We start from the raw sequence: 22,813 nt of genomic DNA, 5'->3' as shown, positions 1-22,813 counted from the left end.
GCCAGGACGATCTGCTCCTTGGTGTCCGTCGGCCAGTTTTTCCGTTGCTTCCCCATACTTTCCCTCCAGTGTGCCCGACCCTCGCAAGGGGGCGGGTGATTTTGGAAGGATTTCCTGGAGCATTACCATCGCCGACCGGACCGGAAGGACCTCGGGCGTGAGCCCCTGAACCGCGAGTTCCTGTCGTTCATCTGGGCGTTCCCGAAGCTGGCACAGCAGCAACTGGAACAACTCCGCACGTTCCCGCATCTGTCTGTCGTGGAACTGCGAAGCGACGCGGCTGCACGGCGCTACCTCCATGCCTTGCCACGTAAGCCCGAGGAGTCTCACACCGAACGTTGTTTTTCTCCAAGAACGTGAACAAACTTTTGGTGGCGAAAGGGTTCTCGACCGGCGTGTGTCATCCAGAGCTGCCGCTCAACTGCGCCCAGCGTCTCCCGACCGTCGGGTACAGTGGCCCATGTCCCGCTCGACCTCCCCAGCCCCTCCCTCAATGACCTCACTCCTGCATCAGCACACCCCACATCACCGGGGCCACGACTTGCTGGCCGCCCTCCAGGCTCAACCGGAATTCGTGACCGACCATATTAATCTTAACAGCTCGCACCTGAAGGCGTTGCCGGAGACCCTGCGGCGCTGCGTGGACGCCCGAGTGTTCAGCGTGTACGACAATGACCTGGCGGATGTGCCGGCCTGGCTGTGGGAGTTCACGCGGCTGCACACGCTCAACCTGTCCGGCAACCACCTCGAAGAGCTTTCCGAGGACCTCGGGCGGTTGACCGAATTGGGCATGCTCGACCTGGGCCACAACCGGCTGGAGGCGCTGCCCGAGGTCTTCGCCTCCCTCCCAAAGCTGGAGTTCCTTTATCTCAGCAACAACCGGCTGACCCGTCTCCCCGCCTCCATTCGGCATCTGAGCCACCTGGCGTACCTGAACATCACGGACAACACCTTCACGGCCCTGCCCGAGTGGCTCGGCGAACTGGAGAGCCTCGTCGAGTTCCGCGCATACAACAATGCCTTGACCTCGCTGCCCGACGCCCTCGGCGATTGCAGCCAGCTTCGAGAGCTGCACGTCATGAAAAACCAACTCCAGCACCTGCCCGAAGCCCTGAGGAGGTGCGCGCGTCTGGAGAAGGTCATGCTGCAAGGCAATCAACTCGTCACCCTCCCGGAGAGCCTCGGTGATCTCGTGGCCCTTGCAGAACTCGACCTGCGCTTCAACCAGCTCACGGCCCTCCCGCAGTCCGTCGGGAAGTTGACGCAGTTGCGCTTTCTGGACCTCCGGGCGAATGCTCTGTCCACCCTGCCCGAGGCCCTGGCCTTCCTGCCCAACCTGGAAAAGCTGGACGTTCGGTGGAACCGGCTGACGGAGTTGCCCCCGGTGTTCGAGCGGCTCAAGGCGCGGGGCTGCCTCGTGTACGCCTGAGCTGGCCTGCAACGCTCGAAGTGGCTGCTCTGCACACGCCGGACGCCTGGTCAACCGGCCCCGGAAGCGGTCGGCCTCCGGCAAGTCGTGGACCATCAGGCAGGCGCCCGTACCGAGAGAGAACGAAGGATGAAAGCAAGAACCTCAGCGGTTCTCGCTTTCGACGGGGGCAGGTGACTGGACTCGAACCAGTCGGGAGCCGACACCCAACCCGCTCGCACGTCCGTTTTTCAGAAGGTGGACGCCCCCCTTCCCGTTCATTGGAGGGGAAGTATGCCGCTGGGTACCGGTGCGGGGATGGGCTTTTCGGTGCGCTGAAGTTCAGCAACTTCTCCACCAGCCTGAGCCGCAGGCCGAAGAACCTCTTCCGCTGACTCATCCGAAGCTCATGGTCCGGGCAGAGAGGGGACGACGGGCCTGGGCTCCTCGGGCTGGGGCGTGGCCGGACGGACCCGCCTCCGCTCGGCACGCTCACGCCCACGTCCTCGGGCACCTCCCGCCAGTCGAAGGCAACCCGACCTCTTCGGGTGACGCGCGGCGCTGGGTTTTTCCTCAGTGATTGGTCCCGCCTCGCCTGACACAACGCCTCGGCCTGCCCACGCTCTCCGCAGATCGGGAATGGGCTGCTTCTGATGTGGCGGTGACCGTGCAGGTCATTAAAAGCGTGTTTCCTCAAGCGGGGCGATGACAGTTGAAGGCCAACATGGGAGGCTGAAGGTCATGAACCTAGTCGATTGGGACGCGCTGAGGAAGGCCGGGTTCACCCTGCCGGACGGCGCCGATCTTCCCTCGCTCGTCGGTGCGGCCTTCACGCTGCTGGCCTCGCCGGAGGCCACGGCACGGGACGAGTGGGCCTACGCCGCTCTGGCGACGTGGCTGACCTCCGGGCGGTTGGACGAGTACCTGGAGGACGTGGGGGAGCGGGCCAGTCACCTGCTCGCCGCCCCCGAGGTGCAGGCCCGGTCCTTCGCGGCCCTAGTGTTGGCCGAGGTGCTCGCCCGGGATGCCCGTGTGCGGCGTCTGGGGGCGGCGTCCCTCCGCACCTGGCAGGGGGCGTGGGCCAGGTGGTACGTCCAGGAGCGTGACCTGCGGGACTGGGTGGACGGGCTGGGATGGTTGCACGCTCTGGCGCATGGGGCGGACGTGGCCGCGCGGCTGGCCCAGCATCCCGCCCTGACCCGTGTGGAGTTACTCGCCGTGCTGGCGACCCTGACCGCGCGCCTGCGTGACCTGCCCGCGCTGCCCACCCAGTGGGAGGAGGACCGCCTCGCCCTGGCGGCGTTTCTCCTGCTCCGCCGTCCCGAGGTCACCCCGCCGGACCTGACCACCTGGTTGGGCGAGTTGGAAGCCCTCTGGCGGCCCCTGTCCGGGCGACCGCGCACCGTGGTGGCGGCCTTCGCCGTCCAGGTGGCGCGGAGCCTGCTGGTGTTCGCGCACCTGGGCGCCCAGCTTCCGGGTGAAGCACCCGTGGCGGCACCTCCCGCCCCTGTCCTCCAGAAACCCCTTCTGGCAGCCCTTCGGAGTGCCTTCCCCGTGTACCCGGCCTGAGCTTGGCCGAAGGAGATCGTGCGCTGTGTGCCCCTTCCCCCAACTCCTACTACCATTACGAGCGCGAGGGGGCGATCCACCGCGCCCGCACCCTGACCGCGCCGGTCGGATCGGAGCTGCTGGCGGACCTGGCCCGGCTGCGGGGCAGGTGGGGGACCTCTGCCGGTTGCTGACGTCCCACCGCCGGGTGTACAGCGCGCTGGCCCGGCCGGACTTCGTGGCCTTTGTGGGCGACGAACCGGAGCGGCACCTGCGGGCGTTGGCGGTGGAGTACGAGCACACCGTGGATTCCCTGGAGAGTGCGCGCTCCCTGGTGCTGGGCTCGTTCGACCTGTACACGGCGCGGGCCACCCTGCGGACGAACGACGTGGTGTCCGTCCTGACGCTGGCGACGGTGGCGCTGGGCTTGCTGGCGACTCTGGCGGGGTTTCCGAGCAGGCTGCTGAGGGGCAGGCTGCCCTGCGGGGGATCGTGGCTCGGAACCACTGGCTGAGCCTGGACACTGAGACGACGGGGATCAACGAGGACGCCGAGGTGACCCTCAGTCGCCCCGGTCTCCCCTACCGGCGAGGTGCTGTTTGAATCCCTGGTTCGCCCGCTCGGGCCGGTGAGCGAGGGGGTGCAGGCGGTGCAGGACATCACCGGCGAGGAGTTGGCGGCGCCGAGCTGGCCCCAGGTGTACCCCCAAATCGTTCCGCTCCTGCGAGGCCGCGAACTGGTGGCGTGGAATGCCTCGTTCCGCCGCCTGGCTACCGGCTGTGGCTGAGACGCTTGCGAAAGCGGGACACCCTACGTGGGATGAGCGGTTGCTGTTCGCGGCCGTGCGGTCCCTGCCCGGGGTGCCTGACGTACAGGACCAGACGTTGCGGCTGGCCCTGAGACATGGGGCGTCTTTCGTAAAGGTGGAGTTGCCCGGAGTGTGGACGCGGCGAGGTGCAACCCTCACCTCCAAGTCTATGCGGCAATCAAAAAACATACCTCTGAGCGAGCGCGTCAAGGTTCTTCAGAACACGACTAGGCTTGGCCGCTGGCTGTAGCCCGTCAAGCGTTGGGGGAGGGGTGGGGTCTCTGCCAGCTACACCATGAGTACTTCCAGCCTTTGAAGAAGTTGGTGGAACGACAAGACGCCTTGAGCCGCCTGCTTAAACGACACCTGGATGTTCTCGGCGATCTCACCCAAGTCCCCCCTTGCTTCGGGCGCCATACGGGTGACCGACAGCCACTCCCGGGCGGCATCAAGGTAACCCCCCCTTAACAGCCCCAGGGCAAGAGTGACAGGAGCGACGACAGGACCCCAGACCTCCGCGTCCCCAACCTTCTGTTTGAGGGGCCGCAACTGGTAGTTCGTGTTGGTGCTGAAGCCCGGCTGGTACTCCTGTCCAAGGGCGTCCAACGTCAAACTCAGCGCGAGTGCCGGGGGGAGGACGGTCATGCTCCAACGACTCTTGCGATCTTTGATCCGAAAGACGTTCTCCAGCGCTTTGCGGCAGTCGGGAATGGCGTCCGGCATCAGTCCTAGGTAGGCGACTGCCGCGGGCATCCACCGCGCGGTGAGCTGCGTCAGTCCTTCCGGGTCGGCATGCTCGATCTTCTGAAGATCCGCATAGATCCGGCGCGCCTCCTCCTCCAGTTCCTGCATGGGCTTGAGCAGTTGGGGAAGAACGGTCATTCCCAGTTCAAGATGCAAGGCGTTGGTCCAGGCCCGGTGCAGCAGGTCCTCCGGTCGACATGGTTCTCCTCTGCTCAGTTCACTGCGGGCCAGCGAGTATTCACCCAAACCCAGACGAGCACGCGCCCTCAGCCACCGTTCAACCGTCGAATCGTGGGACAGACGGGTGTCCACACCTTCATTCGTGATCTCCACGATCCGCAGAAAGTGTTGTCGCCGATGATGGGCGCGGTGTGGACCTTCCGCCAGGGCGCGACTCAGTTCCCGAAAGGCCTCAATCTGCCATCCGTATCGGGCAACCCGGTCCCAGTTCTTCGGCAGTTCCTCTGTCTGGCTGAGATGGCCGGACTGCGCCTCGATCCATTGGAAGTAACCGAGAAGCGAGGAGGAGTTGGGAATCTTCTCCAGACCTTCCTGGAGAAACTGCCTTGACTTCTTGTACGCCCCAATATGGAGAAAGGCATTCGCCATGTCGACGATGACCCCCACATAGGAACTCTGCATGCCCGGCACAAGGGGTTTCTGCAGTTGCGGCCTTCCAAGGGCAATACTCTCACTGTAGTTGCTTGTGGATACCAGGGCTGTGGTGCAAAAGTCTGTGGTGCGGTTGGTCAATTCCTTATGGCCAATAATTTCTGCAATGCCCATCAGCCGACTGATCAGTTGTTGAACATCCTGGGAGGCATTCAGGGTGAGGGCGGTCACCAGCATGGCATGAAAGATCCGGTATTCGGCTTCCAGGGGCAGCATCCCTATGCGCCCCATTCCCTGAATATCTCGCAAGTACTCTTGCAGGATCTGCATTCCGCTTTTATTCGTCTTCTCGTTTCTCTCGCCGGAATGTAAGCTTTCCCGAGCTCCGGTGTGATGCGCTGTGACGAGGACAATGATCTTCACAAGCTGATCGGTGGTGGTTGTGTACGCTTCCTTGAGAATGGAGAGACCCCGTTCTTTGGTGAAACTGGGATCTCGCATCAAGTGCGTAAAAGCGCGGATATTCCCCAGGGCACTGCCTTGCGACAGGAAGGCAGTGGCGATATCCAGCTGGGAGTGCCCTCTCGCCGAAGCTTCTGCCGCCCAGGAGAGCACATCCGGCCAGTTCGCCAGATCAAGAGTTGTATCAAGTTCAAGAGTCACCTGATCCCTCGGGGGCTTGTCAAAAGAGTATTGTGGCACGGAAGGCAAAAATGCCCCACGCGCCACAGTCGCCCTGGTGGTCTCGATTTGACGGGAGTTGAACGACGTCCAGCTTATCAGTTCATCACACCGTAATCGTTGCCACCTGTGTCGTCCGGGGCATTGCCAGGGGCTCCACTCATGGCCGAAGCCATACCGAGTGTCACGAGGATGACCAGAAGGATACGCAACATGTTCTTCATTTCTACCTCCACCTTTCGGTTAGTTGGTTTGTCTGACCAGCATACGCCTTCGAAGTTCTTGAGCCGTCTGCGCGAGAGTTTCTTCACCAAAGTCAAGATGTATCCCCGCAGTTTGGAACAACTCCCGCGGTGATCGGGTGAAGCCAAGACGCATGGAGTCTTTGAAGCGATTGAGGGAGCGTTGAGGGTCTTCCTGATACATCGCTTGGAACTTGAGAGCCGCGACCCAGGCCACACCATACTCAAATCTATAAAATGGACTGCTGAAGAGTGTCAAATTTTTCCAGAAGTACGGCCGGAGGTAAGCCGTCTCGCCCCACTCGACCCCTGTTGGATAAGAGGCATCTACTTCATCGTAAATTTCGGAGACAATCTTTGAATCAACTGCCTCCTCCTTGTAAATTCGCTCCTGAAACTCATCCAACTTAGAGGTATTGATTATATCAAAACACACACGCTCTAACAGGAGATAATCAACAACCCCCAATTCTTTCTTGTTAAAGAACTCCTTTAATAAAGGAACTGTGATTATTTCAAATGTTTGAGAGACAAATTCTGCAAACTCCAAGGGAGTTGCGTACACCTCGTAGGGTTGATTTTTAGGCATCATTGCATAATGTAAAGCATGGCCAAGCTCATGGAATAAAAGATGTATATTAAAGGCCCTGGGTCCTATGTGCATAATGACAAAGGGCTGTTCCGTCTCCGGCAGAATGCTCGAATACCCGTTTCTGGCCTTGTCCGGGCGTGACTCTATATCTATAAGCTGCTCCGACCTGAGATTGCCGAAGAGAGTCCCAAGTTCAGGATCAAGCCTGTTCAGAACCTGCTGTGTCCGGTTAAGGACGTCTTCGTCATCAGAGAACTGCGCCATAGGCGTGATCCCAAAAGGATTCAGCATGTTGTCCCACGGCCGCAGTTCCTGGACTCCCAGAGAGCTCTTCCGGATTCGGCGGAGTTCCAGGAAGAGGGGGACGATATGTTTCTTGATGGCCTCGCGGAATGCGAAAACTTCATTTGGTGTATAGGCCTTGTTGTGTAACGGCCCTCTGTTGACGGCATACTCGTAATAGGTTCTGAACCCGCAGAGATGGGAGATGCGCGTCCGGATACCGTGGAGTTTGACTGACATCTTGCAGTTTTCAAAAAGGACGTCTGGAACGTGCTTTTGGCCCCATATTGGGGTGTGAACCCAAAAGAGATGCGTTCCAGACGGCTTTATTCTGACATCCTGCCCTGCTTTTCTCGCAAGCAGCACCGGGAATCCTTCGAGGTCTTCCTCGACTTGCTGCTGGATGGTTCCGGCAAGCCCTTGCCAGCAGGAGCCACCGTCAAATCCCCCTCCGCCATCAGCCGTTTCCTGAACCACGCCGCCTGGAACACCCGACAACTGTGTCGGGTGATGCGTCAGCACGCTCTGGAGACGTTGCAGGATCGGTGGCGCACCCAGCCTCACCAGCGCCCCCGGCTGGAACTGCTGGTGGACCTGACCAGCCTGGGAAAGACTGGCAAGTTCGCTGAACTTGCCGACTGGGTCCATACCTTCAACAGCGTCCATGGCGTGCACCTGGTGGTGCTGTACCTGTGCTGTGGAGAGCTGCGTCTCCCCTGGGCCTTTCAAGTCTGGCGGGGGAAGGGGTCCCCTTCCCCCGCGCAGCTCGCGTTGAAGCTGCTCCGCACTGTTCCTGCCGCCCTGCTCGCTGGAAAACGGCGTCCTCGTCTGCACGCAGACGGGGGGTTCGAGAGCGTCGAGTTCATTCGGGGTGTGCTGAGTCGGGGGTTGGACATCGTGGTGGGAGTGCGCTGCACCCGGAAACTGGAGGATGGTCGCCAAGTACGTGACCTGATGGTGCGAGGCACTCTGGTTAAGCCCAGCGGGCTTAACCAGACCATGTGCGTCTCCTGGGTCTGGCTGTACCGCAACAAGGAACCGGAGCAACGTTTCGTGATGTCAAATCTCGACCTGGGCGGGAAGTATCTCGCCCGCGTGGGAAAGCGCCGCTGGCGCATCGAAGCCTTCTTCAAGACCGTCAAGGGCCGGTTCGGACTCGAACGCTTCGCCCAGCACAGCAAACAGGGGGTCATGCGCTGGTGGTGTCTCTCCGGGATGGCCTTTCTTCTATGCCATCTCCAGAACCTCGATCTCCCTGTGAACCTGCGGGAGACCTGGCCGGATTGGGGCGACCTGGCGAGAACCGTTCGGTTCTCGTTCGTTCCCGAGGTGCGTCGCCGAGCACTCCAACTGGAACTTGATGCGCTCAACGCCTTCCAGCAGGCTCTTCCTGCGTCCTCAACCTAAACTGCAAGATGTCAGTTTGACAAACAGCTCGTTGAGCTCGTCATCCTTCTGATGTTCGCTCCCGATTAATCCCAGGTAAGCCTTGCGCCGCTCTTCACGGTCAGGGTGCTGGAGTTTTGCGGCCAGTTGACCGGGTTGAACTTCTTCCCCATCTACGCGGTACACCGTCGAGGCGCGAATCTGCTGGAAAGACTTTCCCAACTGATTCTCTTCCCCGAACAGGGCCAGCAATTCCTCCGACGGAGCCCCAGAGGGTGTGTGGGCTATAAACTGCTGCCAGGTAGCCGGGTAGTCCACGCCACTCGCCGCGAGGCGTTGAATAAACTGAGTGGACGCCGCGTTCAGCCTGGGGAAGTGGTCGCGGACAAACTGGTCGTGATTCTCCTTGGCCTGAGCATCGGTCGAGTGCGCGTAGTAAGCGCGGATGAGTTCGCCACGTGCCTGATAGATGGCGCGGTTCAGTTGCCTCCACTCCTCCAGGTACTGCGGCGCGGTCTGGGCAGTGAGAGGTGCGGCCAGAAGGGCAGAGAAACGTTGATTCAGATGCTCCCAGGTCGGTTGTGTCATCTCCACCACCTTCAAGGCTTGGGTCGTCGGCGTGGGCGGGTCACATTGAACTGCGAAGGACGATGAACAACTTCGGCCGGACGGCCCCCACTGCTCCTCAACGATGGTCATCCCTGGACCTGGATGGCAGAAGGTTCCTCGCTCCGCTGCAGCATACGGTCCCCAAAAGGCCTTATTCCCAACCCGAGAAAGTAAAGTCGTAAACGCAGAAAATTTGACCAATACGTGCTCAACATGTGGAGGGCGATGACTCTCGCAGCGTCACCTTCAGTACCCTGGCGAAACACCAGGCCCGTCCCTCGAGCTGCCGCACGCATTCCGGGGAGCGCTGCCAGCGGGTGGCCGTGACCGCCAACGGTTCGCGGCGTGAACTGGCGAGCAAGGCGTCCCAGCCGCGCGGCACGGTCACGCGCCTCGGCTGCCCGGACGATCTCGCCCAAGTCCAGCGGGACCTTCTCGCCGGAAGGCCACCCGTCCGGGCGCAGGCCGTCCAGCGCGTCCTAGCAGGACGCGGGCAGAATGGAAGACCTCGCTAGGAGGGCGGCCCGCCCGTGGTCGCGCCGGATCATGGGTGGGCCGCCCGGGAGGCCGGAGTGTCGAGGCCGGGGCGCGCCAGCTCGTCCAGACACAGCACGTCGTGCGTCTCGATTTCCAGCGGGAGGTCCGTCACGTCCAGACCATGCCGAGTGCCGAGCATCGCCGCCATCTGCGCCGCCGTGGGGCGCAGCCCGAAGGTCCGACCGACCACCTCGTCGAACACGGCCAGGAGCGCCCTCACCTGGCGGCGCAATTCGGCCTGCGTCACTTCCGAAGGGCAGAACACCACCGCGCTCTGCGCCCAGGTCTCGCCCGGCGTGTTCAGTAGGCGGACGGGGCGCAGGTGGGTGTCCTCCCAGGCCCAGTCCGGCACCTCGAACACGTAGGTGCAGCTTCTCTCGCCGCTCACCATCGTCAGGTCCCAGGAGGGGCCGACCGTGGTGTGCAGGACCCGCAGGGCGAACCAGGGCTCTCCCAAGGTCCACAGGGGAGGGTGGGCGCACCTTTCCTGATTCAGGACCGTGCCCAGCACCTTCTCCCGCAGAGCGCGGTTGTCGGTCGCCGCGCCCGTCCGGCTATCCTGAAGGCTGGCGAGCAGGGTGAGCCAGCCGCGGTGCACGGTCGGCAGCTCCGGTTCGGGTGGGGCGAGCTGGAGAAAGCCGTCGCTCCAGAGTTGCTGATACGCCGCGTCTGGATCACGTCCCAGGGCCTGAGCCAGGGGACGCACCTCCGGCGGCAGGCAGAGCAGGAGTGTCGCTCCGTCGTGGACCGGCTCCGCCGCCGAGAGAAAGCGTTGCACCCGTTCCCGTCCACCCTCCAATCGGCGCCGCTCCCAGGCCCTCATGCCCAGCCCCTGACCGGGGAGTGACCGCCGGATTCAAGCTTGGTCGAGACCTCGGCCAGGCCCTGCGCGCGGATCACCTCAGACACGGCGCTCCTCTCCCCTGCGCCCGTCGAGCACGGCCTGGCCGAGTGAGGTGAGTTCACGCGTGTGGGTCCACCAGCCGCGGCGCTTGAACAGCCACACCTCGTCGGGAGCGGCCCGGTACTTTCCAGCGGTCACGTCGGCCAGGACCCTGGCCAGGGCCAGCTCCCGGCGGCGACTGAGGGCTGGTCCGGTGAGGCTGAAGGTGAAGACCAGCCCCAGAACGGCGCCACTCAGGCCCAGGAGGAAGACCGTGACCGGCAGGCTGGAAACCGGAAGCCGCCCATGCGTCACCAACGCGAGCACGCTGCCGATCAGGAGGACGGCCGCGGTGAGGTACAGAACAAGCCACCGCGCGCCGCGCCGCCAGGAAGAGGATGGTGGGGAGGCCATAAGCGCAGTGTCCGCGCCGGGTGGTTCCCTCTAATTCAGATCAAAAGCTCAGCTTGCTCAAGACACGCCGTGACCGCTATTTTCACACCACACCGGCTGGTCGGGAAGACCGAGCACACCCCACCGATCTCTCGGGTGTGGAGGATCGGCGGGCTCAGTAACCGGCAACTCCCGGCGCTGGTCAGGCCCGCGACGTGGTCTCGGCGGAGCGTTCGTCTTCCGGCTCGGGGCGCACTTCGGGGTGTTGCAGCAGGTGCACGACAGGGTGTTCGCTTTCGACCCCTGCCGGGCAGCAACGGGAGCGGGAAGCGGCGAGGGCGAAATCCTGACGGTCGCCCTCGTCCAGTTCCTGGAGTTTCAGATCGTTCATGTCCCTCCCCTCGTCAGGCACCGAACACCCCCAGTCGCCGGGCCCACGCGGAGACCTGACGGTAGGCGTCCACCCGCACCTGCTCCTCCGTGAAGCCGAGCGGCAACCGGGAGCGCAGGAAGGTACTCACCGTTCCCGGGCCGTAGGACTCGGCCGTCCCGAACTTCTCGGCGATCTGGCGGAACGCACCCTGTACCAGCGGGTCCGGCAGGAGGTCGCGGCAGGCCTCCACGAGCACGTCCAGGCCCTCGGGGTAGTTGTGGATGACGTAGTACACGTCGTAGGCGTCTTTCTGTTTGCGCCGCCGCCCCAGGGCGTTCCCCTTGAGAGCCAGGAAGGCCGGGATGCTTACTACGCGCAACCGTGCTTGATCCGTCCAGCCCTCCGGCGTCCGGCCTTGAATGCGGTACTCCACCGTCTGGTCGAGCGCGAGGCGCCCGCCGTCGATCTCCTGCACCCGCAACGCCGGAACCAGGGGCGGGCGGTGCTTCGTCAGCCGGGTGCCCCTTGAAAGGGCCGCAGGTCAGGGGCGCTGTCCTCGACATTGTGCATGTAGCCGCTTTCCTCCAGCAGCTCGATCATCCGCGCGTACTCGTCGTCCTCCCGAAGCGCCTCCGCGTCCAGGGTCAGATCGATGTCCAACGTGCCAACGTGCGGCATCTCCGCCCCCTCCAACAGCAACGTGGGCACGATGCCCCCGATCACGACGAGGCGGTCGAGGTAGGCGCCCAGCACATGCGCCAGGTCCAGCAGGACCCGCCGCGTGGCCTCGTTGCCCCGGTCGCCGTACTGCTCGGCAGAGGTGGGCTCGGTCATGCTCGTTGCCTCTGGAGGGCCTCAAGCCGTTCGCGGAGGGGGGACACGGGCGCGGGGATCTCCCCGTGAATCAGGGGAAGCAGGTACTTCTGCCGCAGATGCTCGGCGGCCTCCTCACCCCATTCGCCCTCGCGGCGGAGGTCGAGGTACGTCTGTACCGGGCTGGTCGTCCAGCTCAGGGGGCTCGGCTGGACGCGGTCGAAGAAGACTTCGGGTTCCTCCACGACCCTGAGGACGATGTTCTCCCCAGTCGCCTGCGGCTCGAGGTCGAGTTCGTCACGGACAAGGTCAAACCCCTTCTCCGTGACGTAGAACTGCTCGCGGGACTCTCTCAAGAAGGGGGCCATCCATTGTGCAGCCGAGACACCGGCCGCAATGACCTGTTCTCCCGCGTTCGGCCCTTGCATGACGCGCAGGAGCCGGGCCCCCAGGGCTTGGCCGTGCAGCAGGGTGTACCCCCTATAGAGGCGCGCCTCCACATCCTTGCCCTGTTCGGCCCAGGCACTCAGCAGCGGTTCGGGAGCCAGCAGGCGGATGCCGCCCGGCACCTCCTCGACCCACTGCCGCTCGAGGAGTTGCTGCCGCACCCGACTCACCAGGCCAGCACTGACCCCGGTCACGGCCGTCAACTCGGTGACCTTCCAGGGGTGTTCCGGGACGGCCAGGAGCGCTCGCAGAATGCGTGCCGACTTCGGGGCGAACACCGAGGCGGCCTGACGCTGTTCGGAGGCAGGTGGGGGCGCCCCGACCCGCTCGAGGAACACGTGACCAAAGTGCAGGCGATAGTTCCCGCTGAAATCGAGGGTGCCGTAGCCACGCTCCGCGCAGAGGGTGACCGTCTCTGGCGAGAACCAGGAGGCGACGAGGACGGTGTAGGTGTCGGGCGTCTGGCCGGGCAACGGGTTCGCTTCCAATTCTTCCATTGCCGTCTGCACTCGCTTTGGGTAGCCAGCGGGCAGCACAACGAATTGGAGGCGGTGGTGTCTCTTGCCCACCTGGAACTCGAACCACCCGGCGGGGCCACCCTCACTGGGAAGGGCACGGTCTGACCTCAGGGGCTTGAATCCAGGAATGCGCTCCAGTGCCGCACCAAGCCGCTGGAACACTTCTCGTCGCTGCTCGGACGAGGAAGTGAATTTCACTGGGGAGGTTGGTTTCACTACATCGTTGAGCATAGCATTTTTGGTGAAAGTTTTTCGACACAGCACCGGTTGCTGCTTTTGATGGCGCACATTTGAGCATCTGGACCGCTTCCCCACGCACCCCTTCAACAGCACTCTCCTCAGGTGAGCCGGGACTGGCGGGCGCGGGCATTCTCCCGGGCCTTGTGGAAGGCGACCACGTCGCGGTACCCGAACTGCCGGGCCTGCTCGCCGAGGTCCCCTTCGAGCTGAGCGTCGCGCAGGCCCGCGAGCCGCAGGGTCGACGGCACGACGGCGCCTCCGGCGGTCCCCCTCCCGAATCCCGTGGCCTGCCACAGGAACTCCCGCACCTCGTCCACCTCGTGCAGGCCGGGAAACACGTGGTCCTGCCGGTTCGGGCTTTCCCCGCCTCGCCGGGGCCGGACGGTCGGATCGACCAGCAGGGGGTCGGGGGTCCGCAGCCGCAGCAGGACCCCACGCATGTCGGCGGGCAGGCGGCTGAGTACCTCGCCGCGGCGCACGGTACCTGCCGTCAGGTCCAGCGCGTCCCAGCGCAACTCGAAGACGGCCTGCGCGGTGAAACCCAGGCGGTAGATCAGCAGGAACAGGGCCAGGGTGTGAGGCTCCCTTTTGCGCCCCAAGGCGTCCCGCAGGACCTGGAGTTCCCCGGCACCGGGGAGCTTGGTCCCCGACTGCTCCGGCTTCCGGCGGGGCAGGTCATGGACCGGGTTGTACCGGACGGCCCCCTGCTGACGCAGGGCCGCGTAGAGGCGGGAGAGCGCAGTCGCGCGGGCGTTGTAGGTGTTGTTGCTGATCCGGGACACTCCAGCCTTGCGCGACAGGGTCAGCGGCACCGCCAGCCAGCCGTGAAAGTCCTCGGGCGGGTGGAGCAGGTCGGTTCCCGTTTCCTCGGCGTGTTCGAAAAAGGGTCGCAGGTTGGAGAGAAAGGCGATGTCCTGCTTGGTCAGCGAGTCCCCCACCAGGCCGAGGTGCCGGGCGATCAGCAGCGGCCTTTCCGCAGGCGGCGTGCGGGGATCGCGGAACAGGGCCGTCAAGACCTTGGCTTGCTCTGCCGTCTTCATCACACCGCAGTGTAATACCTATCTAGGAATATGCGCTTAAGCACCCTCTCCCTCCTTCAAACAAACAGCACGCCTCAGCCTAGGCCAAAGCGAAAGAAGAAGGGCAAGGCGAGGTACACCTCCCAATTTAAAAACGGGAGCGGCAGAAGCAAAGTCACCCACTTAGGCTGAGCGCATATTCTTAAGTAAGTTTGCGAACATGGTCAGACTCAGGCCTGACGCAGCACTTGGGCAAGGGCCTCCTCGCTGTCGACGCGCCGGAGTCCCAGATGCCCCGGGTGAGCGGTGAGCAGCAGCGGTACTCTGCGTCGCTCACGCCCGGGGCCACGACGAGGCTGAGGGAACCTGCCCGGGCCAGCAAGGGGGGCTGCGACGGCCCCTCCCCCACCACGGATACAGGGCAGGCGGCGGCCGATGAAAAGTCACCTGCACCGAAGGAGGCAACACGGAGGTGAGACCGGACGCGAGCGTGACCACCTCTGAGGCGACATCCAGGGGAAAGAGGCCGGTCGGAGACTGGCAGGCGGGATAGGTGCATGACGGTTTCCCTGGTGAGGGCCAGCGACAATCCTGCTCTTGGCGAACCGGCGACCGCTGATTGATGTTGTTTCTTCTTAAAGACTCTAAAAGATTGATGACATCATCATAGGAGCGCACGGCCCATCGTCCAGGACGGCTTTTTTTCTGTTTTTCCCCGAAGTTACCCGACACTTTCCCCGAAGTTACCCGATACTTTTCCCCGAAGTTACCCGATAGTCCGGCGACCAAACTCCCGAAGTTACCCGATACTTTTCCCCGAAGTTACCCGACAGTTTGCGCCACTCAACTCCCGAAGTTACCCGATACACAGCGTCAAAATTCCCGAAGTTACCCGATAGTCCGGCGGCCAAACTCCCGAAGTTACCCGATGGTGTCTGCCGGAGGAGCCGCTTGGCGTTCTGAAGGGCAAAAACCGGGAATTTCCCCGAAGTTACCCGAGAGCTTGGGCCGTCAAACCCCCGAAGTTACCCGATACCCGGCGTCTAGGATTTCAATGCGCTCTGGTCACAGAGAACACCAGGGCGGTTCCACCCGCTCCCGGTGGGGAACACACGGGCGACAGATCCCCCGAGGCTGAGAGCGAAGCGCCTCGGTCCCAGGTCAGGTCCAGCTCACAGCAGCTGACGGAGCGCTTCCAGGCCTCCAGGCGACATCAACGCCCGGTTCACCGCGGCGTCCATCTCCAGGGCGGTGACCCGGCCTTCCAGGACCCGGGACCGCACCTGGTCCAGTTCCTGCAAGCTGAGCCCACGGCGCTCGAGCTGCTTGGCCTTGAAGGGAGACAGCACCACCTCCAGGGCCGCGTCCGGGGTGGCCTCCAGCACACTCTGGCGCTGGGCCTCGAAGAGCTGGTGTTGCTCCGCCTCCGCCTTGCCCTGAGCCCCCTGGGCGGCCTTGCGGGTGCGCTGCACCTCCTGTGCCCTCAGGGCTCCGACCCGGGCCTCCTCGACGATGGAGGCGGCCTCCTTCAGCAGTTTGGAGAGGTACCCGCCCTCATTGTTGATCTTCTCCCCTGTTCGCCGACGCTCCTCGAACTTCTCGATCACCGGGAGCACGTCGTCACCCAGGTTGCGGACGTACTTCTCGGCCACGCCCCGGTGCACTCCGTACCGGGTCAACCGCGCCACGTGCTCCGGGTTGATCGGGGAGCTGGCCTCGCCGTACGTGTACTGCACGGTGGTCTTGCTGCCCCGCCCGATGAAGTCCACCTCCTGGAGATACCCGATGCCCAGGAGGGGGGCGTGCATGCTCTCCAGCGACTTGCGGACATGGTCGGTCCGGCGCCCCAGCAGGCCACAACTCTCCGCGAGGGCCATCATCGGGACCACCACCCGGTACGGCTTTGAGTCGCCCCGCCCGGCCGCCTCATCGAGGTACACGTCCAGCAGGCGGTAGAGCGCGCGCGACCCGACCGAGGGCAGATGTTGGTAGACCGTGAGGTTCAGGGGCTTGATGTACCCGGCGTTGATGCTCTTGGTGATCTCCTCGTTCAGCCGAATCCGCAACGTCGAACGGCGGTCGAGGCGAATTCGCCCTTTTTCGGGCTCGCCGTGGGTGCGGCTCAGGTTGTCGATGATCCGGAAGGACACGGTGGTGTAGCGCTTCTCCCGCACGTCGAACCACCCGTCCGTCACGTGGTAGGTGGTGTGCAGCATCCGCTCCAGACCCTGCCCCAGCGCCTGGTAGTGTTGACCGCCGGTGTCCAGGCCGGCCAGCTTCAGCAGGGCATAGGCCGTGGTGGTGATGACCCCGTCTGCTGGGCAGCCCGCCTCGATGTAGGTGTTGATCAAGGCGACCAGCAGATCGTTGTCGCTGCCACGGGCGAGCCCGATGTCGGCCACGCCGACGCAGACGATCCGGGCGGGCTGGCCGCTGGGGCGAAACACGATGCGTTCGAGCCGCAGCATGTCCTCAGGCAGCCGTTCCTGAGTTGGAACGAAAATCAGGGACGCGACATTCTTCTCGTCATGCCCCCTCAACATGTCCCCTTCCCTGCCGTCTCCATGCGGGAAGTGTACGGAGGACGTGGTTTTGTCCAGCGTGGGTGCCGCCGAAGAACCGGCGCGCCCCCGCCCCTTCGAGGCGGCCATCAGAAGGGGGGCGACCCGTTGCCGCTCAGGGCTTCTGGCTCAACTCCGGTCTCCGGTTGAGACAGGGACACGGGGCCGTGGGCGGTGAGGACCGGCTCACGCCACTGAGGGTTGAGGCTGCTGCTGGCGGCGACTTCCGCCTCCGTGTGCTTCACAGGGGCGTGCAGACCGGCCTGCACCTCACCCCGGGAGCGCAGCCTCTGCACGTACTCCCGAACCACGGCCTCCAGCAGGGCCGCCGCGCCGACATCGACGCCGGTCACGCGGGTGCTGTATTGCAGCGTGGCCAGGTCGACATGCTCGAACTGCACCTGGCCACGCTCCACGTCCTCCGGAGTCAGCATGGGGGCCAGCAGGCTCCGGAACGTCTCGTCGCCGAGCAGAGCGGCCACCGGGAGGCTGCCCTGCAAGGTGACATGCAGCCGCACCTGGCTGTGGCGTGAGGGGGCCTCGACGGTCAGGCCGCTGATCACGGGACGCAGGGGACTCTCCAGCAGCGGCACCTTCATGGTGGCCACGGCGTCACGGTAGGCGGTGAAGGGATCGGTCATCTGGGTCTCCTGGAGTGGGGCCGTCAGTCGGCGGCACCCGGCTGATGAAGCTCGAGAAGTTCGTCGGCGGGCCAGCGGGTGGGAGCGGCCTGGCGGCGGACCTCGGCGATGTGGCGCCGACCGGTGACCAGGGCCTGGAAGTCGTCGGGGGCGACCCGCTCGCCCGTGACCTGCACGCCGGGGGAACCGGCGGCGACGCGCCGGGCCAGCTCGCGCAGGGTGCCGAGCTGAGAACGGTCGGCGACGTCGACGAGGGCGAGGACCTGGTGGCGGGGCAACTCCGGGAGGTCCCCGTAGCAGGCAGTCAGCAACAGGAGACTTCCGGGCAGGGCGGCCAGCACCTCGCCGGGAGGGCTGGTCAGCAGAGCCAGTTCCAGGCTGCCGTGGTGGGCGGCCTGCTCAAGAACGTCCGCCGCGAGCGCCTCGGCCAAGGCGGCCCCAGTCGTCAGGACACGGACCTCGCGGCCCGGACGGGGTTGGACGCCGAGGAGCCAGTCGGGCTCAACCTGCCACTCGTCCGCGATGTAGGCCAGGAGCGTGGGAGAGGCGGCCGTGCCGGAGTCGGGCACGCGCCTTTGCAACAGCTCCAGCGCCGCCTCGTTGCTCGCGAGCGTCGCCCAGGGCAGGGGGGTCGCCCGCGCCGAGGGAGGCAGCAGGCGGTCCAGGTCGGCGGGCCCTGCGCCGTGCCAGGACAGCAAGGCGATCAGGCGCCGGTGCGTGTCTTGCAGCGGCGCCGTGGGCAGGGCGAGTTGGTGGGTCAGACGGCTGAGCACCAGCGCCATCATGGAGGCCCCGCTCAGCCCCAGCGGCCGCCCCTGCGCCGCGAAGTACTCCGAGACGCCCCTGGGCAGGCTGAGGGTGTGGCGCACCACCTCGGTCGCCAGCAGGGACTGGGGTTCCGGTGGCTCACCCAGCAGGGGGAGGTCGACCGCGTTCATGCCCCACCCTATAACGAACATCAATCCGCATCAACCTATGAATGCGAGCGGGACCCATTCCCTCATGACTTCAGAGCCCAGACCGGAAGTCTGTGCCTGTCCACCCCGCGTTCTACCGAAGCTGCCACCTGCGGCCGCCGCCACCGTACCCAGCACCAATCCCAGGATCAAGTTCCAACGAAAGGGCAGTTTTCTACGGCAGGCGGAGGCCGGAAATCTCAGCAGGCCACAGGTCATACCTGAAGCGGAAAGGGTCCTGCGCGGCGAGATTGAGCGTGCCCGTCTTCTGCAAGTGGCTGTCCACGGCCGTGGGGCTGACCGGAACGCCCGTCGTGACGGTGCCCCTACTCTGGCCCACCGGGGGAGCCAGCGTGCCCGCCTGCACCGGGCCGAGGGGCGGCGAGCTGGAGGCTGCCTGCGCCGGAGGGCCGACCGGTGTGACGTCGCGCACCAGCACCTCGCGGGCCGGAGCGCGCATGTCCTGGATCTTGACGACCTGGGTGCGCGCGGGCGTCACCTGCACCACCTGTTGCGGCGCGGAAGCCGTCCAGGCTTGCAGGACCTGGGGCACGGCCTGGGCCTGCCCGCCCAGCAGGGACAGCGCGAAGGACTTGCTCCACTGCTTCGCCCCCGGACCCTGGCGGGCTTCAATCATCCCGGTCCCGGCGGCGAGCGTAGCCTCGGTCCAGCGGCCGCGCATGCCGCTGGGAAGCGGCACGATCTGCCCATTGTCGTACCGAAGGCGCAACTCCAGCTCCCGGGCACTGTCCCCGTTGTAGAGCCGCAGCGTGGCCTGCCTCCCCAGACGCACGGCGTTCACCGACGTCCACTGACGCCCCCTCACGGTGGTGTTGATGGTCGTGGCGCTGACCTCGACCGGGCCGGTCACGCTCAGGCCGACCGCGCGCTTGGCCGCGCCGCTGACCGACAGGGTGAGCCGGTACTGGCCGGGCTCCAGCACGCCGGAGAAGATCGCCTGCGGCGACCCCTGCCCGGGGAGGTCGTCGCGCCGCAGGAGGACCCGCCCGGCCGCGTCCGCGAGTTGGTAGGTGGTGGTGACCACGCCCGGCCGGTACTGCTCGTCGCCGCCCACCCCCTGGCGCGTGGCGTACCTGGTGGGGTCGAAGCCGGGATGATCGACCGTCAAGGTGACGACACCTCGTTCCCGCACGTCCAGGGTCAGGTGCTGATTGCCCGTCGGCCAGTTCAGGGTCTGCCCGACGGCGACGAGGCGGAGCGAGGGTGTGGGCGCGGCCTGGGCCGGGCCTCCCAGGGAAAGGAGCAGCAGGGAAAGACACATGGTGCGCATGCTTCCCAGCATGGATTGGGAGTGGTTCTTTCCGGGACTTCTCTTCCCTGCCCTGCTGTCACAGGGGCAGTCCCGTCTTCCAAGGCGGGGCGCCCGCCGCAGGGCAGCCCGAACGAGGATGAGGGGACGCCAGGACAGTTGTGCTTGACGGCTCCCCCGATGGTTCAACCCGTCGACTCGGCCACCAGGACCTGAACCAGGGCTGTACCGCTGTCACCGGGCAGCCTTGCTTGTGTGAGAGTGAAGGAGCTATGCGAAAGGTGTTGCTCACAGCGGTCCTGGCGGGTTGCAGCTCGGCCCTCGCGCAGTTGCAGTTCGAGTCACCTCCCGACGCGGCCGCCTGCACCCGGCTGATCGCGCCCCAGACCCGGCCGATGTCCCCGGCCCTCACCGCGGCAGTTCAGACCACGCTGGGCACCTACCGCACGCAGGTCGAGCGTTTCGTTGGCCTACTGGCGACCCGTCCCCCCAGCCTTGCGGAACGCCGTCAGCTCGACGCCCTGGGGCGTGAGGCCGCCCCCTACCTGCGCCGACTGCTGAGCGCGTATGGCTGGCCAGGTGACCCGGACCTGCGGACCTCGCTGGCGCGGCTGCTCAACGAACCCGAGCTGATGTGGTGCGCCGGGCAGGTGGCGCTGGGCGTCGCCACCAATCTGGAGGAGCGCCAGCAGGCCGCCCGCCTGATCGATGGTGGTTTGACCGGACTGGGACGCAAGCAGCGCTACGGCACCCTGACCAAGCTGGTCGGACGCAGGGTGAAGCCCTTGCCCCTGGAGGACGCAGCGAACGTCGATGTTCGGCGGGCCGCCGCCGGACTCCCCCCTCTGGCCCAGGCCCTGGCCCAGACCCAGGCCGCCCTCCCTCCGCGAACGGCGCCCGCTGGCCTGCACCGCCCGGTGGTCTTGCGCCCGGTCTGCCAGCGCTTCACCACCACGGCCGCCCTGAATACTCCCCTGACGGAGGCCCAGCGAGACACCCTGGCCCAGCAAGCCGACCGCCTGGTGGAGCAGGATCAGGCCAGCCGACGGGGCGAGCCGGGGGCGCGCAGGATGAATGCGGTGGACGCCGAGTCCACCGCCTGGCTGAGGGACGTGCTGAGAAAATACGGGTGGCCCAGCACCAACCGCGGTGACTCGCAACTGGCCTTTAATGCCTGGCTGCTGGCCCAGCACGCCGACGCCGCGAATGATCTGCAAGACTGCATCCTGGACCTGATCGGCCAGCAACAGACCACCCAGGCCGAGGCGCAGAACTTCGCGTACCTCACCGACCGAGTGCGCCTCGCGCAGGGCGAACCCCAACTGTACGGGACCCAGGTCAGCTACGACAGCGTGCGGGGCCGCGCGACGCCACGGATGCTGGCGGACCCGGAGCACGTCAACGAGCGTCGGGCCAGGATCGGCCTAGAGAGCATCGAGGAGTACCTCAAGCGGTTCGAGCCGCTTCGGCCCTGAACCGGACGAGACGTTCTCTCACGGTAAGCGGCTCTCCGGCGCGGACAGAAAGAGGATCTGTTCGCCCACCCGCACGATCTGCAAGGCCAGCGTCTCGGAGCTCACGGGTGCACCTGCCAGTCGACTGGGCAGCAAGGGGCGGACCTCGGTCGCGGGGTAGGTCGGCCGGAAGCGGCCACGCCGCACCCATTCGCCCCCTTCCCACTCAAACCACAGCCCCTTGGGCCACGACGAGTTCTGGAACACCAGTGCCCGGTCTAGGCCGGCCGAAGCGGTCACCACATATCGGAAGCGGCAGGTCGGTCGTCCCCCACCGCAATACTGTTCAAAGGCCGGAAACGCTTGCATCACCCGCACCAAGGCTGCTGCTTGAACGTCTGACAGGGCCGATCCAGCCAGTGGGGCGCTACTGAAGACCCAGGCGGGCACCGGAGCCCCCGTCTCCCGGTAGCGCTCGCTGAACTCCGGCGCCTCGTAGGTCAGGGCATCCTGCGCCTGCGCTGCCACAGCCACCGGGAGCGGACGGTCAAGCGCGGCCTGCAACGCCCCGCGCCCGGCCTCGCCGCTCTCGTACGCCAGGAAGCGCACCCGGTCCAGGGTCTCCGGCGAGGGTTCAGTCGCCAGTCTCGCGGCCTGATCGCGCACGGTGAAGTGCAGCGGGAGCAGGCCCGGCAGACTCAGCCCCAGCGTGACGGCTCCCAAGAGGGCCAGCGCGACCGTATTGACCCGCCCCAGGCCAGCGAGCCAAGGAGACGCCCGCCGGGCGGTCCAAGCGGTCCCCGCAGCCGCGATCAGCAGCACGGCGGCCGCGGCGAGGCCAAGGACCCGCGCTTCCGTCAGGCCGTACTCTATGACCCGCCGGGAAAGGCCATACAGCGCGAGCATCGGAAAGAGGGGCAGCAGAAACAGGGTCCCCGACGCGAGCCGCTGCGCCCAGTCGGGCAGGGCCGGGCGCTCCTCTCCATCCTGATAGGCCACCTGGGTGAGCAGCAGCACGGCCAGGGTCAGGGCGAGGTAGGTCGAGGACGAGAGCAGGCCCTCGAACAGGCGTTCAGTGCTTTGGAGGCCGGCGACCGGCAGGGCCAGCACGAAGAGCCCGGTGAGCACGGCCGCGGGGGGCAGCAGCCACGACAGCACCGTCAGCAGGATCCGTACCGGGGTCTCCAGCAACTCGGGGCGGGTGCGCAGCCGGGTCACGCTGAAGGCGAAGGCCGCTCCTGCGAGGGGCAAGAAGACCCAGGGCTCTCCCAGGAAGCGGGGCACGGCGTCCAGGCCGATGCCACCGAAGAGGGCCGACACCAGCACGATCAGCAGGCCCATCACGCCGGTGAACAGGGTGCCCCCGACCAGCAGGGTGGCGGTCATGCCCAGGCCGCGGAACAGCAGGGGATAGGGGAAGCGCCAGGTTCCGGCGAGGGAGGCCGCCTGGACGAACAGCAGGCCGACCACGCCGATGACGCCCCCCAGGGCCGCCGTTCCCGCGGTGCCCAGGGTCAGGTGCGAGAGGACGGCGAGGGTGGTCAGAGCGGTCACGCCCAGGGTGCCCCAGGTGAGTCGGGCGTCCCGGGTCAGGAAGGCGCCCAGCAAGGAGAAGGCCAGGGGGAGCATCACCACGGGGACTGTCAGGACGGTGGCCCAGGGCGCGGGGAACGGGGCCTCCTCAGCCCCCTGCTGGAGCCACCAGAACAGCAGGCCTTGCATGAGGCCCACGAGGAGGGAGAGCCACGGGGCGGGCACCGCTGAGGCGGAGGGAGGCACGGCTCAGTCTCCCGGGG

General features: G+C 65.4%; 23 protein-coding genes. 7 read left to right on the top strand and 16 right to left on the bottom strand.

All coding sequences use genetic code 11. From position 1 onward, the window contains the following. Nucleotides 1-493: 493 nt before the first annotated feature. From F8S09_RS15825 to F8S09_RS17770, 5 genes are all read left to right on the top strand, one after another. Nucleotides 494-1,429, top strand: a complete 936-nt coding sequence (locus tag F8S09_RS15825) for a leucine-rich repeat domain-containing protein (RefSeq protein WP_194165401.1) — start codon at nucleotides 494-496, stop codon at nucleotides 1,427-1,429. Nucleotides 1,430-2,149: 720 nt separating this feature from the next. Next, nucleotides 2,150-2,977 (top strand): DUF2785 domain-containing protein, encoded by an 828-nt coding sequence (locus F8S09_RS15820; RefSeq protein ID WP_194165400.1) that lies wholly within the window; start codon nucleotides 2,150-2,152, stop codon nucleotides 2,975-2,977. Nucleotides 2,978-2,979: 2 nt separating this feature from the next. Further along, nucleotides 2,980-3,150, top strand: a complete 171-nt coding sequence (locus F8S09_RS17780) for a hypothetical protein (RefSeq protein ID WP_194165399.1) — start codon at nucleotides 2,980-2,982, stop codon at nucleotides 3,148-3,150. Then, a complete protein-coding gene (locus F8S09_RS17775) occupies nucleotides 3,144-3,470 on the top strand; it encodes a CorA family divalent cation transporter (RefSeq protein WP_194165398.1) in 327 nt (108 codons plus the stop codon). The genes F8S09_RS17780 and F8S09_RS17775 overlap by 7 nt, the downstream gene beginning before the upstream one ends. A 78-nt stretch (nucleotides 3,471-3,548) precedes the next feature. After that, complete coding sequence (locus F8S09_RS17770) at nucleotides 3,549-3,743, top strand: 3'-5' exonuclease (protein ID WP_194165397.1); 195 nt, start codon at nucleotides 3,549-3,551, stop codon at nucleotides 3,741-3,743. A gap of 309 nt (nucleotides 3,744-4,052) precedes the next feature. Here the strand turns inward: F8S09_RS17770 and F8S09_RS15805 are convergent, their stop codons facing one another. The 3 genes from F8S09_RS15805 to F8S09_RS15800 all read right to left on the bottom strand — a co-directional run bounded on the left by F8S09_RS15805 (nucleotide 4,053) and on the right by F8S09_RS15800 (nucleotide 7,283). Further along, complete coding sequence (locus F8S09_RS15805; RefSeq protein ID WP_152872434.1) at nucleotides 4,053-5,783, bottom strand: hypothetical protein; 1,731 nt, start codon at nucleotides 5,781-5,783, stop codon at nucleotides 4,053-4,055. Between the two features lie 116 nt (nucleotides 5,784-5,899). Then, the gene (locus F8S09_RS18220) at nucleotides 5,900-6,025 is read right to left on the bottom strand and encodes a hypothetical protein (protein ID WP_265469104.1); all 126 of its coding nucleotides are present in this window, start codon (nucleotides 6,023-6,025) and stop codon (nucleotides 5,900-5,902) included. Nucleotides 6,026-6,044: 19 nt separating this feature from the next. Next, entirely contained in the window at nucleotides 6,045-7,283 is a 1,239-nt protein-coding gene (locus F8S09_RS15800; RefSeq protein ID WP_407643670.1) for a M3 family metallopeptidase, read from the bottom strand. On the opposite strand from F8S09_RS15800, the gene F8S09_RS15795 reads away from it, so the two are divergent. Further along, entirely contained in the window at nucleotides 7,227-8,324 is a 1,098-nt protein-coding gene (locus F8S09_RS15795) for a transposase (RefSeq protein ID WP_227978745.1), read from the top strand. The genes F8S09_RS15800 and F8S09_RS15795 overlap by 57 nt on opposite strands. Here F8S09_RS15795 and F8S09_RS15790 read toward each other — a convergent pair. The 12 genes from F8S09_RS15790 to F8S09_RS15735 form a co-directional block, all read right to left on the bottom strand. Continuing rightward, nucleotides 8,316-8,891, bottom strand: a complete 576-nt coding sequence (locus F8S09_RS15790) for a gluzincin family metallopeptidase (RefSeq protein ID WP_152872431.1) — start codon at nucleotides 8,889-8,891, stop codon at nucleotides 8,316-8,318. The two genes, F8S09_RS15795 and F8S09_RS15790, sit on opposite strands and share 9 nt — an antisense overlap. Before the next feature lie 565 nt (nucleotides 8,892-9,456). Continuing rightward, nucleotides 9,457-10,272 carry a hypothetical protein gene (locus tag F8S09_RS15785; RefSeq protein WP_152872430.1) on the bottom strand — a complete coding sequence of 272 codons (816 nt, stop codon included), beginning with the start codon at nucleotides 10,270-10,272 and terminating at the stop codon, nucleotides 9,457-9,459. A gap of 78 nt (nucleotides 10,273-10,350) precedes the next feature. Beyond that, nucleotides 10,351-10,746, bottom strand: coding sequence for a hypothetical protein (locus F8S09_RS15780; RefSeq protein WP_227978742.1), 396 nt, complete (start codon nucleotides 10,744-10,746; stop codon nucleotides 10,351-10,353). Between the two features lie 181 nt (nucleotides 10,747-10,927). Then, complete coding sequence (locus F8S09_RS15775; RefSeq protein ID WP_152872429.1) at nucleotides 10,928-11,116, bottom strand: hypothetical protein; 189 nt, start codon at nucleotides 11,114-11,116, stop codon at nucleotides 10,928-10,930. Between the two features lie 13 nt (nucleotides 11,117-11,129). Then, complete coding sequence (locus tag F8S09_RS15770; RefSeq protein ID WP_194165394.1) at nucleotides 11,130-11,573, bottom strand: nucleotidyl transferase AbiEii/AbiGii toxin family protein; 444 nt, start codon at nucleotides 11,571-11,573, stop codon at nucleotides 11,130-11,132. 35 nt (nucleotides 11,574-11,608) lie between these two features. Beyond that, on the bottom strand, nucleotides 11,609-11,932 hold the full coding sequence (locus F8S09_RS15765) for a hypothetical protein (protein WP_152872427.1): 324 nt from the start codon (nucleotides 11,930-11,932) through the stop codon (nucleotides 11,609-11,611). Then, nucleotides 11,929-12,867: a type IV toxin-antitoxin system AbiEi family antitoxin gene (locus F8S09_RS15760; protein WP_152872426.1), complete on the bottom strand. Its 939-nt coding sequence runs from the start codon at nucleotides 12,865-12,867 to the stop codon at nucleotides 11,929-11,931. The genes F8S09_RS15765 and F8S09_RS15760 overlap by 4 nt, the downstream gene beginning before the upstream one ends. A 347-nt stretch (nucleotides 12,868-13,214) precedes the next feature. Beyond that, nucleotides 13,215-14,156: a recombinase XerD gene (locus F8S09_RS15755; RefSeq protein ID WP_152872425.1), complete on the bottom strand. Its 942-nt coding sequence runs from the start codon at nucleotides 14,154-14,156 to the stop codon at nucleotides 13,215-13,217. A gap of 1,151 nt (nucleotides 14,157-15,307) precedes the next feature. Next, the gene (locus tag F8S09_RS15750; protein WP_194165393.1) at nucleotides 15,308-16,678 is read right to left on the bottom strand and encodes a replication initiator protein A; all 1,371 of its coding nucleotides are present in this window, start codon (nucleotides 16,676-16,678) and stop codon (nucleotides 15,308-15,310) included. Nucleotides 16,679-16,785: 107 nt separating this feature from the next. After that, a complete protein-coding gene (locus F8S09_RS15745; protein WP_152872422.1) occupies nucleotides 16,786-17,337 on the bottom strand; it encodes a hypothetical protein in 552 nt (183 codons plus the stop codon). 23 nt (nucleotides 17,338-17,360) lie between these two features. Continuing rightward, complete coding sequence (locus F8S09_RS15740; protein WP_152872420.1) at nucleotides 17,361-18,275, bottom strand: hypothetical protein; 915 nt, start codon at nucleotides 18,273-18,275, stop codon at nucleotides 17,361-17,363. 193 nt (nucleotides 18,276-18,468) lie between these two features. Further along, nucleotides 18,469-19,575: a hypothetical protein gene (locus tag F8S09_RS15735; RefSeq protein ID WP_152872418.1), complete on the bottom strand. Its 1,107-nt coding sequence runs from the start codon at nucleotides 19,573-19,575 to the stop codon at nucleotides 18,469-18,471. Between the two features lie 260 nt (nucleotides 19,576-19,835). Here F8S09_RS15735 and F8S09_RS15730 point away from each other — a divergent pair, with 260 nt between their 5' ends. Beyond that, the gene (locus tag F8S09_RS15730) at nucleotides 19,836-21,038 is read left to right on the top strand and encodes a DUF6624 domain-containing protein (protein ID WP_152872416.1); all 1,203 of its coding nucleotides are present in this window, start codon (nucleotides 19,836-19,838) and stop codon (nucleotides 21,036-21,038) included. Between the two features lie 18 nt (nucleotides 21,039-21,056). On the opposite strand, the gene F8S09_RS15725 is transcribed toward F8S09_RS15730, so the two are convergent. Further along, a complete protein-coding gene (locus tag F8S09_RS15725) occupies nucleotides 21,057-22,796 on the bottom strand; it encodes a DUF4153 domain-containing protein (protein WP_152872414.1) in 1,740 nt (579 codons plus the stop codon). Between the last annotated feature and the right edge of the window lie 17 nt (nucleotides 22,797-22,813).

Source organism: Deinococcus terrestris (assembly GCF_009377345.1).
Lineage (GTDB): Bacteria > Deinococcota > Deinococci > Deinococcales > Deinococcaceae > Deinococcus > Deinococcus terrestris.
This window is presented reverse-complemented; position numbering and strand designations above follow the sequence as displayed.

Excerpts from the sequence above, each read along its gene's own strand:
- F8S09_RS15790 (WP_152872431.1), bottom strand. The coding sequence starts at position 8,891 with ATGACACAACCGACCTGGGAGCATCTGAATCAACGTTTCTCTGCCCTT.
- F8S09_RS15750 (WP_194165393.1), bottom strand. The coding sequence starts at position 16,678 with ATGTTGAGGGGGCATGACGAGAAGAATGTCGCGTCCCTGATTTTCGTT.
- F8S09_RS15795 (WP_227978745.1), top strand. The coding sequence starts at position 7,227 with ATGCGTTCCAGACGGCTTTATTCTGACATCCTGCCCTGCTTTTCTCGC.
- F8S09_RS15825 (WP_194165401.1), top strand. The coding sequence starts at position 494 with ATGACCTCACTCCTGCATCAGCACACCCCACATCACCGGGGCCACGAC.
- F8S09_RS15820 (WP_194165400.1), top strand. The coding sequence starts at position 2,150 with ATGAACCTAGTCGATTGGGACGCGCTGAGGAAGGCCGGGTTCACCCTG.
- F8S09_RS15745 (WP_152872422.1), bottom strand. The coding sequence starts at position 17,337 with ATGACCGATCCCTTCACCGCCTACCGTGACGCCGTGGCCACCATGAAG.
- F8S09_RS15785 (WP_152872430.1), bottom strand. The coding sequence starts at position 10,272 with ATGAGGGCCTGGGAGCGGCGCCGATTGGAGGGTGGACGGGAACGGGTG.
- F8S09_RS15765 (WP_152872427.1), bottom strand. The coding sequence starts at position 11,932 with ATGACCGAGCCCACCTCTGCCGAGCAGTACGGCGACCGGGGCAACGAG.
- F8S09_RS15740 (WP_152872420.1), bottom strand. The coding sequence starts at position 18,275 with ATGAACGCGGTCGACCTCCCCCTGCTGGGTGAGCCACCGGAACCCCAG.
- F8S09_RS15730 (WP_152872416.1), top strand. The coding sequence starts at position 19,836 with ATGCGAAAGGTGTTGCTCACAGCGGTCCTGGCGGGTTGCAGCTCGGCC.
- F8S09_RS15780 (WP_227978742.1), bottom strand. The coding sequence starts at position 10,746 with ATGGCCTCCCCACCATCCTCTTCCTGGCGGCGCGGCGCGCGGTGGCTT.
- F8S09_RS18220 (WP_265469104.1), bottom strand. The coding sequence starts at position 6,025 with ATGAAGAACATGTTGCGTATCCTTCTGGTCATCCTCGTGACACTCGGT.
- F8S09_RS15755 (WP_152872425.1), bottom strand. The coding sequence starts at position 14,156 with ATGAAGACGGCAGAGCAAGCCAAGGTCTTGACGGCCCTGTTCCGCGAT.
- F8S09_RS15735 (WP_152872418.1), bottom strand. The coding sequence starts at position 19,575 with ATGTGTCTTTCCCTGCTGCTCCTTTCCCTGGGAGGCCCGGCCCAGGCC.
- F8S09_RS15775 (WP_152872429.1), bottom strand. The coding sequence starts at position 11,116 with ATGAACGATCTGAAACTCCAGGAACTGGACGAGGGCGACCGTCAGGAT.